At 67.6% G+C, this 18,070-nt stretch carries 18 protein-coding genes and 1 pseudogene; 12 read left to right on the top strand and 7 right to left on the bottom strand.

Going from position 1 to position 18,070, the window contains the following annotated elements; all coding sequences use genetic code 11:
* A pseudogene (locus BUB20358_RS22030) lies at positions 1-305 on the bottom strand (sulfonate ABC transporter permease); the annotation flags it as partial.
* Positions 306-777: 472 nt separating this feature from the next.
* Here BUB20358_RS22030 and BUB20358_RS22025 point away from each other — a divergent pair.
* Positions 778-1,044, top strand: a complete 267-nt coding sequence (locus BUB20358_RS22025) for a double-stranded DNA-specific endonuclease (RefSeq protein WP_006398649.1) — start codon at positions 778-780, stop codon at positions 1,042-1,044.
* Positions 1,045-1,087: 43 nt separating this feature from the next.
* On the opposite strand, the gene BUB20358_RS22020 is transcribed toward BUB20358_RS22025, so the two are convergent.
* Entirely contained in the window at positions 1,088-2,404 is a 1,317-nt protein-coding gene (locus tag BUB20358_RS22020; protein WP_006763701.1) for an ATP-binding protein, read from the bottom strand.
* Positions 2,388-3,113, bottom strand: coding sequence for a response regulator (locus BUB20358_RS22015; RefSeq protein WP_006755678.1), 726 nt, complete (start codon positions 3,111-3,113; stop codon positions 2,388-2,390). Before BUB20358_RS22015 ends, BUB20358_RS22020 begins: the two co-directional genes overlap by 17 nt.
* Positions 3,114-3,331: 218 nt before the next feature.
* Here BUB20358_RS22015 and BUB20358_RS22010 point away from each other — a divergent pair, with 218 nt between their 5' ends.
* The 5 genes from BUB20358_RS22010 to BUB20358_RS21990 all read left to right on the top strand — a co-directional run bounded on the left by BUB20358_RS22010 (position 3,332) and on the right by BUB20358_RS21990 (position 7,432).
* Positions 3,332-3,880 carry a periplasmic heavy metal sensor gene (locus BUB20358_RS22010; RefSeq protein ID WP_006763699.1) on the top strand — a complete coding sequence of 183 codons (549 nt, stop codon included), beginning with the start codon at positions 3,332-3,334 and terminating at the stop codon, positions 3,878-3,880.
* 367 nt (positions 3,881-4,247) lie between these two features.
* Positions 4,248-5,024 carry an ABC transporter substrate-binding protein gene (locus tag BUB20358_RS22005; RefSeq protein ID WP_035973301.1) on the top strand — a complete coding sequence of 259 codons (777 nt, stop codon included), beginning with the start codon at positions 4,248-4,250 and terminating at the stop codon, positions 5,022-5,024.
* 210 nt (positions 5,025-5,234) lie between these two features.
* Positions 5,235-5,924, top strand: coding sequence for an ABC transporter permease (locus BUB20358_RS22000; protein WP_006763697.1), 690 nt, complete (start codon positions 5,235-5,237; stop codon positions 5,922-5,924).
* The gene (locus tag BUB20358_RS21995; RefSeq protein WP_006763696.1) at positions 5,921-6,634 is read left to right on the top strand and encodes an ABC transporter permease; all 714 of its coding nucleotides are present in this window, start codon (positions 5,921-5,923) and stop codon (positions 6,632-6,634) included. The genes BUB20358_RS22000 and BUB20358_RS21995 overlap by 4 nt, the downstream gene beginning before the upstream one ends.
* A gap of 18 nt (positions 6,635-6,652) precedes the next feature.
* Positions 6,653-7,432: an ABC transporter ATP-binding protein gene (locus BUB20358_RS21990; RefSeq protein WP_006763695.1), complete on the top strand. Its 780-nt coding sequence runs from the start codon at positions 6,653-6,655 to the stop codon at positions 7,430-7,432.
* Between the two features lie 66 nt (positions 7,433-7,498).
* Here the strand turns inward: BUB20358_RS21990 and BUB20358_RS21985 are convergent, their stop codons facing one another.
* Entirely contained in the window at positions 7,499-7,996 is a 498-nt protein-coding gene (locus BUB20358_RS21985) for a GNAT family N-acetyltransferase (protein ID WP_006763694.1), read from the bottom strand.
* A gap of 97 nt (positions 7,997-8,093) precedes the next feature.
* Here BUB20358_RS21985 and BUB20358_RS21980 point away from each other — a divergent pair, with 97 nt between their 5' ends.
* A complete protein-coding gene (locus BUB20358_RS21980; protein ID WP_223296928.1) occupies positions 8,094-9,056 on the top strand; it encodes a LysR family transcriptional regulator in 963 nt (320 codons plus the stop codon).
* Between the two features lie 565 nt (positions 9,057-9,621).
* On the top strand, positions 9,622-10,707 hold the full coding sequence (locus BUB20358_RS21975; protein ID WP_035973297.1) for a porin: 1,086 nt from the start codon (positions 9,622-9,624) through the stop codon (positions 10,705-10,707).
* Positions 10,708-10,853: 146 nt separating this feature from the next.
* Here BUB20358_RS21975 and BUB20358_RS21970 read toward each other — a convergent pair whose 3' ends face one another.
* Together BUB20358_RS21970 and BUB20358_RS21965 are read right to left on the bottom strand one after the other, a co-directional pair.
* A complete protein-coding gene (locus BUB20358_RS21970; protein ID WP_006398637.1) occupies positions 10,854-11,192 on the bottom strand; it encodes a P-II family nitrogen regulator in 339 nt (112 codons plus the stop codon).
* Between the two features lie 62 nt (positions 11,193-11,254).
* Positions 11,255-12,952, bottom strand: coding sequence for an NAD+ synthase (locus tag BUB20358_RS21965; RefSeq protein WP_035973296.1), 1,698 nt, complete (start codon positions 12,950-12,952; stop codon positions 11,255-11,257).
* 109 nt (positions 12,953-13,061) lie between these two features.
* Here BUB20358_RS21965 and BUB20358_RS21960 point away from each other — a divergent pair, with 109 nt between their 5' ends.
* Together BUB20358_RS21960 and BUB20358_RS21955 are read left to right on the top strand one after the other, a co-directional pair.
* Positions 13,062-14,240, top strand: coding sequence for a GNAT family N-acetyltransferase (locus BUB20358_RS21960; protein WP_035971914.1), 1,179 nt, complete (start codon positions 13,062-13,064; stop codon positions 14,238-14,240).
* Positions 14,241-14,380: 140 nt separating this feature from the next.
* Positions 14,381-14,980 carry a GIY-YIG nuclease family protein gene (locus tag BUB20358_RS21955; protein WP_035971913.1) on the top strand — a complete coding sequence of 200 codons (600 nt, stop codon included), beginning with the start codon at positions 14,381-14,383 and terminating at the stop codon, positions 14,978-14,980.
* Between the two features lie 54 nt (positions 14,981-15,034).
* Here BUB20358_RS21955 and ppa read toward each other — a convergent pair whose 3' ends face one another.
* Positions 15,035-15,562, bottom strand: a complete 528-nt coding sequence (ppa, locus tag BUB20358_RS21950) for an inorganic diphosphatase (protein WP_006763688.1) — start codon at positions 15,560-15,562, stop codon at positions 15,035-15,037.
* Between the two features lie 229 nt (positions 15,563-15,791).
* On the opposite strand from ppa, the gene BUB20358_RS21945 reads away from it, so the two are divergent.
* Positions 15,792-17,231, top strand: coding sequence for an aldehyde dehydrogenase family protein (locus BUB20358_RS21945; RefSeq protein WP_035971911.1), 1,440 nt, complete (start codon positions 15,792-15,794; stop codon positions 17,229-17,231).
* Positions 17,232-17,296: 65 nt separating this feature from the next.
* The gene (locus BUB20358_RS21940) at positions 17,297-18,055 is read left to right on the top strand and encodes an SDR family oxidoreductase (RefSeq protein WP_006763686.1); all 759 of its coding nucleotides are present in this window, start codon (positions 17,297-17,299) and stop codon (positions 18,053-18,055) included.
* Positions 18,056-18,070 lie beyond the last annotated feature (15 nt).

The following is an 18,070-nucleotide window of genomic DNA, read 5'->3' as shown; positions in this document are numbered from 1 at the left end:
ACCATCCCCGCGCGCCGGCTTTTTGCGGCGAGCGTGCCGTAGACGAGCGTGAACGCGAGCGATGCGACCATCGCGGCCAGCATCCGCAGCGTCGTGCGCAGCGCATATTCGGGCAGATTCGACGGATCGAGCGAGATCTTCTGCGCCTGCAGCGTGCCGATCGGCGCCATCGTTTCGTGGAAGCCGACGACCGCCATCGCGATCACGCAGATGATCAGCGGGAACGCGATGAAATCCCATCGGTTCGGCAGGACGCGCCACGCGGACGCGTTGGCGGTCCGGTTCGGATCGAATCCGACGTCCATCAGGCGCCCTCCCCGGTAAGGCCGAACGAAGCCGGCAGACGATGTTGATTCATGGCAAAGCGCACGGGCGCGGTAATTCGATTGACTCACGATCTCACGCACGCGCGGCGCGCAGTGCGTGCTAGCTGCGCGCGGCGCAGTCCCGGTCGAGTCGGCCCACGACGGCACGACACTACACCAACCCGTATTTCAGGTACAACCGTCCGACGGACGGCGCGGCGGCCGGCGCCGCGCGGGCGGCACACGGATCGTGCCCGACGCGCGGGCCCGGCGGGCGCGCGGTGCGGAGCAGCCCGGCCGCAGTCTTTCGGCCGGCATGCAGGCCCCGAATTATGCCGTGATCCGGGCCGGCCGTGAACCCGCCCGCCGCACGCGCATGCAAACCGCGTCGGGCGTCGCCGGCCGGATCCGGCGAAGCGGGTATGATCGTGACTTGCCCCGTTGGGGCCGATCGACGAGCGGGAGGAAGGAAATGGCAGGAAACTTGGTGATCGTCTGCCGCGATCAGGATGCCGACGCGTTCTACGAACTGATGCAGGAGTACGGGTCGTTCCAGACGCGGCTGTCGTCGACGGCATGGTACCTGAACATGAACGTCGTGCCGGAATCGCTGCAGGACGAAATCCTGGAGCGGCTCGGCCGCTACACGACCGTCTACATCTTCGAGGCCACGAGCGTGACCTACAACACCATCGACAGCAACGCGGCGGAGACGCTCGGCACGCTGTTCGGCGAATGAAGCCGCGATGCCTGCCGCGCGCGGCAGGCATCGGATGCGCCGCTTACGCGGCCTGCGCGTGCGGTTCGTCCTTCGGCACGACGTCGAACGGGAACGTCATCGCGACGCGCAGGCCGCCTTCCGGACGATTGCCGATCTCGCACGTCCCGCCCAGCCGCAGCACCAGCCGCTCGACGATCGCGAGCCCGAGCCCGCTGTGCCCGTTTCCGCCGCGTGCCGGGTCGAGCCGCACGAACGGCCGCGTCGCGGCCGCCAGATCGCGCGGCGCGATTCCGCCGCCGCTGTCGCTGACCGACAGCACGTAGCCGGCCGGCGTGCGCGCGGTCTCGACGATCACCGGCGGTGCGCCGTACGCATGCGCATTGTCGAGCAGGTTCGACAGAATCCGGTCGAGCGACGCGGTCGGCAGACGAAAAGCCGGATCGGTCGCGAGCCGCGTCTGCACCGTCGGCGCATTCGGCGCCACCGCACGATAGCTGCGCGCGATCCGCTCGCATGCATGGTCGACCGGCACCGGCTCGCTGCGATCCACGCCGCCGTGCGCGAACACGAGAAACTGGTCGACGATGTGCGACATCGAGTCGACGTCGCGCACCACGCCGTCGCGCAGCCGCGCGTCGTCCATCATCTCGGCGCGCAGGCGCATCCGCGCAAGCGGCGTACGCAGGTCGTGCGCAACGCCCGCGAGCATCACCGCGCGATCGTTCTCCGCCTGCGAAACCTGTTCGACCATCTGGTTGAAGCCGCGCGTGAGCTGGCGCAGCTCGCGCGGACCGCGCTCGCGCAACGGTGGCACCGGCTGGCCGCGGCCGAAACGCGCGACCGCGCGCGCGAGCGAACGCAGCGGCTGCTGCAGCTGCCATGCGGCGAACAGTGCGGCGATCACGGCCGCCGAGAAGATCGTGCCGAGCCACAGCAGCATCCGGTCGAGCGAGCGCGGCGGCCGCAGCGGCTGAACCGGCACGACGATCCAGTTGCGATCGGTCGGTTCCTTGACCCACAGCACCGGCGGATGGCCCGGCATGCCGATCTCGACCTGCGTGCCGGGCGGCATCCGCTCGCTCACGTCGTCGCGAAAGCGCTTGAGCGGCGGCGGCATCTTCGACGAATCGGCGTGCGGCACGTCGGGGCTGTCCGGCGGCACGAGCCGCACGCGCGACGGCAGCGGCTGGTCGGGCGTACGCGCGACGTGCTGACGCACCGCATCGACGAGGAACGCGGCCTCCTCGACCGCATAGCGCGTCTGCATCTGGTTGCGCTCGAGCCGCATCGCGAAATACCACGCGAAATGCGACAGCAGCAGCACGCCGATCACGAGCAGCGCCAGCCGCCCGAACAGCGAATCAATGGGCTTGCGCATGAGCCTCGCCGTCGGGCACGAACACGTAGCCGCGCCCGCGGACCGTCTGGATGAAGCGCGGCGTCGACGGATCGGTCTCGAGGATGCGGCGCAGGCGCCACACCTGGACGTCGATTCCGCGATCGGTGCCGTCGTACTCGGGCCCGTGCAGCAGCTCGAGCAGCCGCTCGCGCGTGAGCGTGCGCAGCGCGTGATTCACGAAGATCTTCAGCAGCGCGAATTCGCTGCTCGACAGCGTGGCCGGCTTGCCGTCGACCGACAGCGTGCGCGCCTGGAAGTCGAGCACGAAGCGGCCGAACGCGAACGGCTCGCGCTGCTCGGGCGCCGCCGCCGACGGCGTCGCGCGGCGCCGGCGCAGCACGGCCTGCACGCGCGCGAGCAGTTCGCGCGGGTTGAACGGCTTGCCGAGGTAGTCGTCCGCGCCGAGTTCGAGCCCGACGATGCGATCGACGTCGTCCGCGCGCGCGGTCAGCATGATCACCGGAATGTCGTCGCCGGCCGCGCGCAGCTGCCGCAGCGCGGTGAGGCCGTCGACGCCCGGCATCATCAGGTCCAGCACGATCAGGTCGGGGCGCTCGCGCTCGAGGCGCTTCTCGAGCGTCGCCGCGTCGTGCAGCACGGACACTTCCATCCCCTGGCGCACGAGGTAGTCGCGCAGCAGGTCTCGGAGTTCTTGGTCGTCGTCGACGATGAGGATCTGGGTAGTCATGGCTCGAAGTTTACCGCGCGGGGGCGGCGTCGAAGAACGAAACAAAGGGACGAAAGGGTTACTGCGGATTACCGCGCAAGGCAAATGTAATGGGTCGTAACCCGGCAGCGGCCGCGCGTAACACCGGGCCGGACACGCGCCGCTAACCTGCGCCTTACCGGATGCGCGCCGCGCTGCGGCCGCATCGCCGGACCCTTTGAATATCAGGAGTTTCTGAAATGTATAAGAAGACTTCCCGCGTCGCCACGGCGGCCGCCGCCGTGCTCGCTCTCGCATTCGGCACCGCGCACGCCGCGCCGCCCGCCGACGCCCCGCCGCCGGCCGGCCCCGGCATGCATCGGATGCACGGCCACGACGGCGGACCCTTCGGCGCGATCATGAAGCTGCACGATCAGCTGAAGCTCGACGCGTCGCAGGAACAGCAGTGGCAGACGGCCGTCAATACAATGAAGCAGAGCCGTGAAGCGATGCGCAGGAGCCACGAACAGATGCGCGAGCAGTTCAAGGCGCAGCAGAATCAGCCGATTCTGGATCTGAACGCGCTCGACGCCGCACGTCAGCAGGCCGAGCAGCAGAACGCGCAACTGCGCGAGCAGACGTCGGCTGCGTGGCTCGCGTTCTACAACGGGCTGAACGACCAGCAGAAGACCGCGGTCAGCACCGCGCTGAAGCAACAGTTCGCGCGAATGGACCAGCGCCACGACAAGATGAAGGAACGCTGGGAGCAGCACCGCGCGGCGAAAGCGGCGTCGACGCCGGCGCAGTAAGCGAAGCCGGCGGGCCGTCCTCGGACGGCCGCGAAGGGGACGCGGGCGCCCGCCTGCGTCCCCTTTTTTGTTTCGGCCGCGCTCCGGCACTTCGCCTATCGTTGCACCTGCACACGCAATCGACGCAGCGTTCGTTGCGAATGCCACGATTGCCGCAACGCCCGGACCGAAGAATCGATCGGTTACGCCCGATTGCCGTCTTGCGCGTATCGCGTTCGGGTAAAATACCGCCCTTTTGGCGTCCGCCCATCCGGCGGCCGCCGTCGCCAGAGCGCCGAACGGCGAATTTTGGCCGTCTAGAATACGCCGCGGCGCCCGATCGACCGGTCGCGAGCGCCCCCGGCAAGTCAGCAACAGAAGGATGGAAATGAAGAAGGCCGCCCTGTGCGCCGCCGTCGCCCTCGTGGCGGGCAGCGCCTTCGCGAAGGAGTGGAAGACCGTGCGGATCGGCGTCGACGCCAGCTATCCGCCGTTCGAGTCGACCGCGCCGAGCGGCGAGATCGTCGGGTTCGACGTCGATCTCACGAAGGAAATCTGCAAGCGGATCAACGTGAAATGCGTGTGGGTCGCGCAGGATCTCGACGGGATCATCCCGGCGCTGAAGGCGAAGAAGTACGACATCATCGTGTCGTCGCTCACTGTGACGGACAAGCGGCGCGAGCAGATCGACTTTTCCGACAAGGTGTACGACGCGCCTGCGCGGATGATCGCGAAGGCCGGTTCGCCGCTGCTGCCGACGGTCGCGTCGCTGAAGGGCAAGCGCGTCGGCGTCGAACAGGGCTCCACGCAGGAAACCTACGCGAAGGCGTACTGGGAACCGCACGGCGTGACGATCGTTCCTTACCAGAACCAGGACCAGGTCTACACCGATCTCGGCTCGGGCCGCCTCGACGCGACGCTGCAGGACGAACTGCAGGCCGACTACGGCTTTCTGCGCACGCCGCGCGGCAAGGGTTTCGCGTTCGCCGGGCCCGAGGTGAAGGATCCGAAGACGATCGGCGACGGCACCGCGATCGGGCTGCGCAAGGAAGATACGGACCTGAAGCTCAAGATCAACAAGGCGCTGGCCGACATGCACAAGGACGGCACGTACGACCGGCTGTCGCACAAGTATTTCGCGTTCAGCGTGTACTCGGCCCGCTGAGCCGAACGAAACGGAACACGGACGCGGGGCGGCCTGCGTCCGCGCAGTACAGGCAGTCAACCACGCGCCGCCCGCCCTTGCCCGCCGCTCGCGCGACGGGCGGATCCGGCCTCGCTGCCGGGGCGGACGGCATGATACGCACGGGGCGTTCCGCGCAGCTTGGCGGGCGCGTCTTTCGCGGCGCACCGCGTGCGCCGTCAGGGACCAGATATGTTTCTACAAGGTTACGGCCCGCTGATCCTCGCAGGCACCTGGCAAACCGTCAAACTGGCGGTGCTGTCGCTTGCGCTGTCGTTCCTGCTGGGTCTCGTCGGCGCGGCCGCGAAGCTGTCCCGCAACCGCGTCACGAACGGCATCGGCACCGTGTATACGACGCTGATCCGCGGTGTGCCCGACCTCGTCCTGATGCTGCTGCTGTTCTACAGCATCCAGATCTGGCTGAACGTCGCGACCGACGCGCTCGGCTGGGACCAGATCGACATCGACCCGTTCCTCGCCGGCGTGCTCGTGCTCGGCTTCATCTACGGCGCGTACTTCACCGAGACGTTCCGCGGCGCGTTTCTTTCGGTGCCGCGCGGCCAGCTCGAAGCCGGCAGCGCGTACGGGATGACGAACTGGCAGGTGTTCGCGCGGATCATGTTTCCGCAGATGATGCGCTTCGCGCTGCCGGGCATCGGCAACAACTGGCAGGTGCTCGTGAAGTCGACCGCGCTCGTGTCGATCATCGGTCTCGCGGACGTCGTGAAGGCATCGCAGGACGCCGGCAAGGGCACGCTGCGGTTCTTCTTCTTCACGCTGATCGCCGGTGCGATCTACCTCGCCATCACGACGGTGTCGAACTTCGTGCTGATGTGGCTGGAAAAGCGCTACTCGACCGGTGTCCGCAAGGCTGACCTATGATCGAACTCATCCAAGAATACTGGCGCAACTACCTCTATACCGACGGCTACCGGTTCACCGGCGTCGCGATCACGCTGTGGCTGCTCGTCGTGTCGATCGGGCTCGGGTTCTGCCTGTCGGTGCCGCTCGCGGTCGCGCGCGTATCGAAGAAGAAGTGGCTGTCGGGCGCCGTGTGGCTCTACACGTACGTGTTCCGCGGCACGCCGCTCTACGTGCAGCTGCTGCTCTGCTACACGGGCCTCTACAGCCTGCAGGTCGTGCGCGGCACGCCGATGCTCGACGCGTTCTTCCGCGACGGGATGCACTGCACGCTGCTCGCGTTCACGCTGAACACCTGCGCGTATACCACCGAGATCTTCGCGGGCGCGATCAAGGCGACGACGTACGGCGAAATCGAAGCGGCGCGCGCATACGGAATGTCGACGTTCACGATGTATCGCCGCGTGATCCTGCCGTCGGCGCTGCGCCGCTCGCTGCCGCTCTACAGCAACGAAGTGATTCTGATGCTGCACGCGACGACCGTCGCGTTCACCGCCACCGTCCCGGACATCCTGAAGATCGCCCGCGACGTGAACTCGGCGACGTACATGTCGTTCCACGCATTCGGCATCGCCGCCCTGCTCTATCTCATGATCTCGTTCACGCTCGTGTGGCTGTTCCGTCAGGCCGAGCGTCGCTGGCTCGCGTATCTGCGCCCGCAAGGCAAGTAAGTTTTCGCAGGATTTTTGATGAATTCCCAGACCCAGAAGCTTTTCGTCGACGATCTCCACAAGCGGTACGGCAGCAACGAGGTGCTCAAGGGCGTGTCGCTGAAGGCGAACGCCGGCGACGTGATCAGCGTGATCGGTTCGTCCGGCTCCGGCAAGAGCACGATGCTACGCTGTATCAACTTTCTCGAGCAGCCGAATGCGGGCCGCATCTTCGTCGACGGCGAGGAAGTGCGCACCGCGCTCGACAAGGCCGGCGCGCTGCGCGCGGCCGACGCCCGGCAGCTGCAGCGCGTGCGCACGAAGCTCGCGATGGTGTTCCAGCACTTCAATCTGTGGTCGCACATGAACGTGATCGAGAACGTGATGGAAGCGCCCGTGCACGTGCTCGGCATTTCGAAGAAGGAAGCGGAGGAGCGCGCGCGCGAGTATCTGGAGAAGGTCGGACTCGCGCCGCGCGTCGAGAAGCAATATCCGTCGCACCTGTCGGGCGGTCAGCAGCAGCGCGTCGCGATCGCGCGCGCGCTCGCGATGCATCCGGACGTGATGCTGTTCGACGAGCCGACGTCGGCGCTCGATCCGGAACTCGTCGGCGAAGTGCTGAAGGTGATGCAGAAGCTCGCGGAAGAAGGCCGCACGATGATCGTCGTCACGCACGAGATGGGCTTCGCGCGCAACGTGTCGAATCACGTGATGTTCCTGCATCAGGGGCGCGTCGAGGAAGAAGGCGTGCCGGCCGAAGTGTTCGCGAATCCGAAAAGCGAGCGCCTGCGCGGATTCCTGTCCGGCAGCCTGAAGTAACGCACGCCGCGTATCGCGGCACGTGAACGGGCGCCCGCGGTTCGCCGCGCGGCGCCCGTTTTGCGTTTACGTGGCGTCGACCGGCGCGTCGGCGGCGAACGTGCGCAGCGCGTCGCCCGCGAGCCGGTAGCGCACCCATTCGCTCTGCGGCGCCGCACCGACGCTCTCGTAGAAGCGGATCGCCGGCTCGTTCCAGTCGAGCACGCTCCATTCGAAACGCCCGCAGCCCGAGTCGACGGCGATCCGCGCGAGCGTCTTCAGCAGCCGCAGCCCCGCGCCGGCGCCGCGAAAGCGCGGCGACACGTACAGATCCTCCAGATACAGCCCCTGACGGCCGAGCCACGTCGAGTACGAGAAGAAATACACGCCGAAACCGGCCGGTTCGCCGTCGACCTCGCAGATCAACGCGCGGGCCGGCGACGCATCGCCGAACAGGCTGCGCTCCAGCGACGCGGGCGTCGCGACCACCTCGTGCTCGGCTTTCTCGTAGACGGCCAGTTCGGTGATGAAACGCAGGATCAGCGGCACGTCGGCGACGGTCGCGCTACGGATGTCGATTTGCACGGCGGGAGCCCTCCTTCGGCCCGGACTGAATGGAACGGCGACGCCGCGCGGGTCGCGCTGGCGCTCGGCGAACCTCTATGCTACGTTCGCGTCTCCGATGCAGGAAGTGCAGTTTCTTCATCCCGATCTGAACGATATGCATCCCGATCTGCGCCGTCTCGACCTGAACCTGCTGCTCGTGTTCGACGCGCTGTACCGTCACCGCTCGGTGGCGGCAGCCGCGCACGAGCTCGCGATGAGCCCGTCCGCACTGAGCCACGCGCTCGCGCGGCTGCGCGACGCGATCGGCGATGCGCTGTTCGTGCGGCTCGGCAACGAGATGCAGCCCACCGTGCGCGCCGACGACATCGCGACCTGGGCCGGCGACGCGCTCGACGCGATGTCGAAGGGGCTCGCTCGCGCGCGCCGCTTCGACCCGACGCAGAGCGACCGGACCTTCGTGTTCGCGGCGACCGACTACACGGCATTCGCGGTACTGCCGGCGTTCGTCGCCCGCATCCAGCACGTCGCGCCGCGGCTGCGGATTCGCGTCGTCCATTCCGACCGCAAGATCTCCGTCGACGAACTCGCGGCCGGCCGCATCGATTTCGCGCTCGGCTATCACGAGGAATCGGCCGCCGACGCGCCCGGCATCGAGGACTTCGACTGGTTCTCCGACGACTACGTGGTGATCGCGAGCGCCGCGCATCCGACGATCCGCCGGCGCCTGACGCTCGAGCAGTATCTGGCGGCGCGCCACGTGGTCGTCACGCCGTGGAACGAGTCGCGCGGCGTGATCGACTACGTGCTCGACCGGCTCGGCGTTGCGCGCGACGTCGCGGTGCAGTTGCCGACCGTGCTCGCCGCGCCGTTCGTGATCGCGGAGTCGGCGCTGCTGATGACCGTGCCGAACCGCGCCGCGCAGACGCTGCGGCACGCGGCGCCAATCCGCATCTTCCCCGCGCCGTTCGAGATTCCGCGCTACACGTTGAAGGTCTATTCGCACGCGAAGCATGCGCGCACCGATGCGCACCGCTGGATTCGTGCGCAATTGCTCGATGCGCGGCCGAGCATCGGCTGAGCCGGACACACCGCCGGACGGCACGGCACGCGCTGCTGCCACGTCGGCGTAACGGCACGCTGGACGCGCATCGCCAGGCGCCCGATTCATTACGAAATACTTACCAATTTCGCGCACAGGCGTTTACGCCGGCGTCCTGCCGACGTCAATAGTGGCAATCCTTGATCCCGATTCACCAAAATCGGGCGCCCCTTGTCGGACAAGGGTTTCCGCGCGACGCGGGCCGCTGCGCAGGTGTCGCGCACCGTGTTGCATGGCAATTTGGCGACACGTGTTAGTCAAACAACGATTTCCGTCGCCACAAAATTGTATTTTTGCTAAATTAGTAACCAAAGTAGCAAAACGAAGTTCGTGAAATGTAGTTTAGCTTCACGACACAACAAGGAGACCCCGCAGGCCGACCCGGCCGCAAGGGACCGCTCAACGGTATTTCCGTCCGCTTGCTCGCGTGCCGCGCCTACCGGCCCTGCACGAGGTCTCCCTGGTTATCCCGCTTTTGCCCGGCGCCTCGTCGCTCCGGGCATCTCGTGCAGTTGGGTTGACTTTTTGACAGGGTATGGAGGAGATGATGAAGAAAGCTTTGGTCGCGGCCGCGCTGATGGCTGCTGGGGTGGTGACGGCGCACGCGCAGAGCAGCGTCACGCTGTATGGCCGCCTGGATGCCGGCCTCGAGTATATGAACGGCCTGCAGGACGGCCATCGCTTCCGCGCGGAAAGCGGCGACTGGGGCACGAGCCTGTGGGGCTTGAAGGGTAGCGAAGACATCGGCGGCGGCAACAAGATCCTGTTCCACCTCGAAGGCGCGTTCAACACGATGAACGGCGGCCTCGGCACGAGCGGCTCGATCTGGGATCGTTTCGCGACCGTCGGTATTTCGAACGAACGCTACGGTACGCTGCTGCTCGGTCGCGAACTCGCGATCGCGAACGGCGTGTGGGACTTCGACCCGTTCGGTCAGTCGTCGTGGTCGACGGCCTCGCTGGTGCGCGGCCGCAACTGGAACAAGACCAGCAACAACGTGTCGTACCAGTCGCCGTCGGTCTACGGCCTCGACTTCTACGGCCAGTTCTCGTTCTCGAACTCGACCAGCTTCAACGGCAACACGACGGCCGGTCAGCCGGGCCGTGCAGCCGGCGCGCAGATCACCTATACGAACTCGCTGTTCCAGTTGCGCGGCATCTACGACGAAACGCGCGACAGCAACGGCCGCTTCTCCGACGTGTTCAACTACTCGCGCGAATACTTCGCGGGCGTGAACGTGTTCCTCGGCCAGTTCAAGGTGCAGGCCGCCTACCAGGCATCGCGTGCGGACGGCAGCGGCGGTCCGGCGGCGAACGCCGGCGTGACGGGCACCCAGCAGGTCTGGGGCGGCGTGACGTGGCAGGCAACGCCGGCAGCAGCGCTGATCGCAGCCGTGTATCACGTGAACGCGAACCACGGCGGCGGCAACGCGAACATCTACACGGTCGGCGGTTCGTACAACATCTCGAAGCGCACGCTGTTCGACGTGCAGGTCGCGACGGTGCGCAACAGCTCGACGGCCAACTTCGGCCTGAACGCGAACCCGGCCGGCACCGCCGTGTCGACGGGCAACCCGCATCCGGGCGGCAGCCAGACCGGCGTCTACGCGGGCATCCAGCACCTGTTCTGATCAGGCGCCGTCCAAAGAACGATTCGACAACGCTTTCCACGCTGCTGCGAGAGGCGCGTATCGGTGCGGTACCCAACCGGGTATCCGCACCGTTTTTTATTGGCGAACCGCAATCGCGCGGCCCGCCCGGCACCGCGGCACGGCGCTCAGACCGCCGCTTCGTTCTCCTCGCCGGTGCGGATGCGGATCACGCGCTCGACGTCCGACACGAAGATCTTGCCGTCGCCGATCTTGCCCGTGCGCGCCGCGCCGATCACCGCGTCGATCACCTGGTCGACCTGCGCTTCGGCGACGACCACCTCGATCTTCATCTTCGGCAGGAAGTCGACCACGTACTCGGCGCCGCGATACAGCTCGGTGTGGCCCTTCTGGCGGCCGAAGCCCTTCACTTCCGTGACCGTCAGCCCGGTGAGGCCGACCTCGGCGAGCGCTTCGCGGACCTCGTCCAGCTTGAACGGCTTGATGATGGCGGTGATGCGTTTCATGATGGTTGTCCCTCAATGCTCGTTTGATGAAAAATCGCGATCCCGATTGTAAGCCGCGCGGCTCAGTCGAGACGCTCGGTAAAGCGCGACGTGATCGGGTAGCGCCAGTCGCGCCCGAATGCGCGATGCGTGACGCGAATGCCGACCGGCGCCTGGCGGCGCTTGTATTCGTTGATCTTGATGAGGCGCGTGACGCGCTCGACGTCGGCCTGCGCGTAGCCGGCCGCGACGATCTCGGCGAGCGGCCGGTCTTCTTCCATGTACATCCGCATGATCGCGTCGAGCACGTCGTACGGCGGCAGGCTGTCCTGATCGGTCTGGTTCTCGCGCAGCTCGGCCGACGGCGCGCGCGTCAGGATGCGCTCCGGAATCACGTCGCGCACCGCGTAGTCGGTCGTCGCGTTGCGGTAGCGGCAGAGCCGGTAGACGAGCGTTTTCGCGATGTCCTTCAGCACCGCGAAGCCGCCAGCCATGTCGCCGTACAGCGTGCAGTAGCCGACCGCCATCTCGCTCTTGTTGCCGGTCGTCAGCACGATCGAGCCGAACTTGTTCGACAGCGCCATCAGCAGCGTGCCGCGGATCCGCGCCTGGATGTTCTCCTCGGTCGCGTCTTCCGCGAGGCCCGCGAATTCGTCGGCAAGCGCCGCGCGGAACGCGTCGAACATCGGCGCGATCGCGATCTCGTCGTAGCGCACGCCGACGCGCCGCGCCATCTCCGCCGCGTCGGCGGTCGAGATGTCGGCCGTGAAGCGCGACGGCATCATCACCGCGCGCACGCGCTCGGGGCCGAGCGCATCGCACGCGAGCGCGAGCACCAGCGCCGAATCGACGCCGCCCGACAGACCGATGATCGCGCCGGGAAAACCGTTCTTGCCGATGTAGTCGCGCACGCCGAGCACGAGCGCGCGATACACCTGCGCTTCGAGCGACAGCGCGGGCGCGATCGCGCCGCGCAGCGGCTGCGCACCGTCGAATTCGACGATCGCGTGCGCTTCGTCGAACTGCGGCAGCTGCGCGACGAGCGCGCCCTGCCCATCGAGCACGAACGAACCGCCGTCGAACACGAGCTCGTCCTGGCCGCCGACGAGATTCACGTACACCATCGGCAACCCCGTCTCGCGGATCCGCGCGCGCAGGATGTCGATGCGCACCGCTTCCTTGTTCATGTGGTACGGCGACCCGTTCGGGATCAGCAGCACCTGCGCACCGGCCGCCTTCGCGATCTGCGCGGCCGACGCATGCCACGCGTCCTCGCAGATGATCACGCCGAACTTCACGCCGTTCAGCTCGAACACCAGCGGCTCGGCATCCGTCGCGAAATAGCGCTTCTCGTCGAACACCTCGGCGTTCGGCAGATCCTGCTTGCGATAGGTGCCGACGATCTCGCCGCCGACGATCAGCGACACCGCGTTGTACGTGTCGACGGGCGGCACGCCGCGCTCGATCGGGCCGTTTGCATTACTATCGACGGCTGGCGCACGCGCATCGCCGCGCAACGGATGGCCGACCAGCACCGCGAGCCCGTCGAACGCCTTCAGCGCATCGGCGAGCGCGTGAAGCGACGCCGCTGCCGCCGCGTAGAACGCGGGCCGCAGCAGCAGATCTTCGGGCGGATAGCCGGACAGTGCGAGTTCGGGCGTCACCATCAACTGCGCGCCGTCGTCGTGCGCGGCGCGCGCGGCGGCGACGATGCGCTCGACGTTGCCGGCGAAATCGCCGACGGTGACGTTGATCTGGGCGAGAGCGAGTCGGGTCTTCATGGCGGGATCGGCGCAGCGCGGCGGCGCGCCCTGAGCGGCTGACGAAATCGTCCCGGACGCGGCCGCGCGGCACGCACATCCGGCGACATCCAACGGTACGGGTTCACGCTTGAAACACGAACGCATCGATTATCGCACGGGCATCCTGTCGTCCCCCGCGGAGGTGCCGGCCGACGAATGGAACGCGCTGCTCGAACGCGACGCGCAGCCGACGCCGTTCCTGCGCCACGAATTCCTCGACGCGCTGCACGTCGCGCGCTGCGCGGTCGACGAAACCGGCTGGTCGCCGCACTTCGTCACGCTGACCGACGCGCACACGGGCCGCCTCGCGGCCGCCGCACCCGTCTACGCGAAGCAGCATTCGTACGGCGAATACGTGTTCGACTGGGCGTGGGCCGACGCGTATCAGCGCAACGGCCTGTCCTACTACCCGAAGCTGCTGTGCGCGGTGCCGTTCACGCCCGTGCAGGGCACGCGCCTGCTCGCGGCCGACGACGACGCGCGCCGCCGGCTCGCGGCCACGCTGCTCGCGTTCGCCGAGCAGAGCGACGTGTCGTCGCTGCACGTGCTGTTTCCGACCGGCGACGAAGCGCGTCTTCTCGAATCGATGGGGATGATGCTGCGCGAGGGCGTGCAGTTCCACTGGGTCAACGACGGCTATCGCGACTTCGACGACTTCCTCGGCACGCTCGAGCAGAAGAAGCGCAAGAACATCCGCGCGGAGCGGCGCAAGGTGCGCGATGCGGGCGTGACGTTCCGGCGGCTCACCGGCGACATGATCGACGACGGCCACTGGCGCTTCTTCTCGCGCTGCTATCGGCAGACCTATCGCGAACACTATTCGAGCCCGTACCTGAACCTCGACTTCTTCCGCGCGATCGGCGCGACGATGCCGGAGAACCTGCTGCTCGTGATCGCCGAAGCCGAAGGGCAGCCGATCGCGAGCGCGCTCGCCGTCTATCGTCGCGGCGAGCACGGCGGCGGCACGCTGTACGGCCGCTACTGGGGCGCGCTCGAGCACGTGCCCTGCCTGCATTTCGAAACGGCGTACTACCAGCTGCTCGAGTTCTGCATCGAGGCCGGCCTCGACACGTTCGAAGGCGGCGCACAGGGCGAGCACAAGCTCGCGCGCGGTTTTCTGCCGACGGTCACGCATTCCGCGCACTGGCTCGCGCATCCGGCGTTCTCGGACGCGGTCGCGCACTTTCTCGCCCGCGAAACCGAGCATATCCACGCGTACGTCGACGAACTGCGCGAACACGATCCGTTCCGGCGGCCGGCCGGGTAGCGTGCGCGGGCCGCGCTGCGCTTCGGTGCTACGTGCGCGCACGCCGCCGTGCGCGGCGAAATCCGCCGACACACGACGAATGCGGCAATGAAGCGCGCCATTTCTGCGACACTGGCGGCTTCGCATCCCGCCACGCAGCCATGTCCTGGTTTCTGTATCTGATCGAGTGCGTCGACGACAGCGTCTACACGGGCATCACGACCGATGTCGCCGCGCGCTTCGACGATCACGCGGCCGGCAAGGGCGCGCGCTACACGCGTTCGCGCAAGCCGCGTGCGGTGCTCGCGTCGTTTCCGCTGCCCGACCGCTCGACCGCGTCGCGCGCCGAATACTGGGTGAAGCGGCTCACCGCTGCGCAAAAGCGCGAGCTCGCGGCCGGGATCCGGACGCTCGACTCGGTGCTGCCGCCGCAGGCGGCGCTCGATGGCGCAGACGGTGCCGACGAGACAGCGGTGCCGGATGCGCCGATTCGCGCGCGCCCGCCGCGCAACCGGGCGAAAACGACGGCCGAAACGGCGACCATATCGACTGCCGAATCGACGGCCCGCGCGAAGAAAACGGCGAAACCGCGTCGGCCGCTCGAGACTGCACGCGCACCAGCGTCGACAAAGCCGCCGAAAGCCGCACCGCGCGCAAAGCCCGCCGATGCCGCACCCGCGCCCGCGCCCGCGCCCGCAGCCACCGCAACACCGTCCGGCGCGCGAATCGCACGCACCAAACAAAACCGCGCGGCCTCATGACGAGACGCGCGCGGTTGTGCGCTCCGAACGACCGGCCGTCGGCCGGCGCGCCGCTTACTTCTTGTAGTTCGCGGCGCCTTCGGTGATTTCCTTGTGTGCGGCATCGATGCCGGCCCAGCCTTCGACCTTCACCCACTTGCCCTTCTCGAGCGCCTTGTACTGCTCGAAGAAGTGCTTGATCTGGTCCTTCAGGTAGCCCGGCACGTCGTCGATCGACTTCAGGTTCGCCGTCATCGGGCACACCTTGTCGTGCGGCACCGCGATCAGCTTTGCATCGACGCCCGACTCGTCGGTCATCTGCAGCATGCCGAGTGCGCGCGAGCGCACGATCGAGCCGGCCAGCAGCGGGAACGGCGTGATCACCAGCACGTCGACCGGATCGCCGTCGCCCGACAGCGTCTGCGGGATGTAGCCGTAGTTGACCGGATAGCGCATGCCCGTGCCGATGAAGCGGTCGACGACGAGCAGGCCCAACTCCTTGTCGGCCTCGTACTTCACCGGATCGCTCTGCGCGGGAATCTCGATGATCACGTTGAAATCTTGCGGCAGGTCCTTGCCGGCCGGAACATGATTGAAGCTCATGAGCGCTCTCTGTTGGTCGATGGGAATTCGGGACAGGGCGCCGCGGCCGATGGATCGCCGCGGGCGACCCCGCAAGGAATGCGCCATTATAGCCAAACGACCGGTGGCGTCCGGATGACGATCGGCGCGATAATCGTTCCGGATGTCGGCCATCGAAGCACGACGCCGCCCCGCCGCAACGCACGGAACGGGGCCCGCGCCCACACGCGCGCCCACTACAGGAGCAGGCATGGAAGAGGCAAAGCATTTCATCGCGGGCGAGTGGACGTTGCCCGCCCAGCTGGAAACCATTCCCGTCGTCGATCCGTCCGACGGCCAGCCGTTCGCGACGATCGCGCGCGGCACGGCGCCCGACATCGAGCGCGCGGTCGCCGCGGCACGCGACGCGTTCGCCGGTGCGTGGGGCGCGGCGAGCGCCGCCGAGCGCGGCCGCGTGCTGATGCGGCTGTCGGCGCGCGTCGCCGACTGTCTCGAAGAACTCGCGGCGATCGAGGCGCGCGACACCGGCAAGCCGCTGAAGCAGGCCCGCGCGGATGCCGCCGCGCTCGCGCGCTACTTCGAGTTCTACGCGGGCGCGGCTGACAAGCTGCACGGCGAGACGCTCCCGTATCAAGCCGGCTACACGGTGCTGACGGTCCGCGAGCCGCACGGCGTGACGGGCCACATCGTGCCGTGGAACTATCCGATGCAGATCTTCGGCCGCAGCGTCGGCGCCGCGCTCGCAGCCGGCAACGCATGCGTCGTGAAGCCGGCCGAGGACGCGTGCCTGTCGCTGCTGCGCGTCGCCGAGCTCGCCGCCGAAGCCGGGCTGCCGGCCGGTGCGCTGAACATCGTGACCGGCTACGGCCATGAAGCGGGCGCCGCGCTCGCCCGCCATCCCGGCATCGACCACATCTCGTTCACCGGCTCGCCGGCCACCGGCAAGCTGGTCACGCAGATGGCCGCCGAGAACCACGTGCCGGTCACGCTCGAGCTCGGCGGCAAGTCGCCGCAGATCGTGTTCGCCGACGCGGATCTCGACGCGGCGCTGCCGGTGCTCGTGTCGGCGATCGTGCAGAACGGCGGGCAGACGTGCTCGGCCGGCAGCCGCGTGCTGATCGAGCGCGCGGTCTACGAGCCGCTCGTCGACCGGCTCGCGACCGCGTTCAACGCACTGCGCGTCGGCCCGAGCCGCGCGGATCTCGATTGCGGTCCGCTGATCAACGCGAAGCAGCAGCAGCGCGTATGGGATTTCCTGTCCGACGCGCAGCACGACGGCATTCCGATGGCCGCGCACGGGCAGGTCGTCGCCGATGCGCCGGAAAGCGGCTTCTATCAGGCGCCGGCGCTGCTGCGCGACGTGCCGCCGTCGCACCGGCTCGCGCAGGAAGAAGTGTTCGGTCCGGTGCTCGCGGCGATGCGCTTCGTCGACGAAGAAGAGGCGGTCGCGCTCGCGAACGGTACGCCGTACGGGCTCGTCGCCGGCATCTGGACGCGCGACGGCGCGCGGCAGATGCGCATTGCGCGGCGGCTGCGCGGCGGTCAGGTATTCATCAACAACTACGGCGCGGGCGGCGGCGTCGAACTGCCGTTCGGCGGCGTCGGACACTCGGGGCACGGCCGCGAGAAAGGCTTCGAGGCGCTGTACGGCTTCACCGCACTGAAAACGATCGCGATCCGGCACGGGTAGGCCGTGCGCGCCGCGCAGCGGCCGATCGGCACACGACGATACTCGTCAAGTACAGGAGACACACCATGCGGCTGAGCGGCAAGACGGCCGTCGTCACGGGCGGCGGCTCGGGCTTCGGCGAAGGGATTGCGAAGACGTACGCGCGCGAAGGCGCGAACGTCGTCGTCAACGACGTGAACGGCGCGGCGGCCGAGCGCGTCGCGAGCGAGATCGCGATCGCGGGCGGCAGGGCGATCGCGGTCGCGGGCGACGTATCGAACGGCGACGACTGGCGCGCGCTGCTGCAGGCGGCGCTCGACGATTTCCGGTCGGTCGCGATCGTCGTGAACAATGCCGGCACCACGCATCGCAACAAGCCGGTGCTAGACGTGACGGAAGCCGAGTTCGACCGCGTGTACGCGGTGAACATGAAGAGCCTGTTCTGGAGCGTGCAGACGTTCGTGCCGTACTTCCGCGAACAGGGCGGCGGCGTGTTCGTGAACGTCGCATCGACGGCCGGCGTGCGGCCGCGGCCGGGCCTCGTCTGGTACAACAGCACGAAGGGCGCGATGATCACCGCGAGCAAGTCGCTCGCGGCCGAACTCGGCGCGGACCGCATCCGCGTGAACTGCATCAACCCGGTGCTTGGCGAAACGGCGCTGATGACCGAATTCATGGGGTGCGACGACACACCCGAGAACCGCCGCCGCTTCCTCGCGACGATCCCGCTCGGCCGCTTCTCGACACCGCAGGACGTCGCGAACGCCGCGCTCTACCTCGCATCCGACGAAGCCGAATTCATCACCGGCGTCTGCCTCGAAGTCGACGGCGGGCGCTGCATCTAGCGGCATCCACGCTGT

Source organism: Burkholderia dolosa, assembly GCF_902499135.1.
Classification (GTDB): domain Bacteria; phylum Pseudomonadota; class Gammaproteobacteria; order Burkholderiales; family Burkholderiaceae; genus Burkholderia; species Burkholderia dolosa.
Note: the sequence above shows the minus strand (reverse complement) of the source record. Positions and strands in the feature narration are given on the sequence as shown.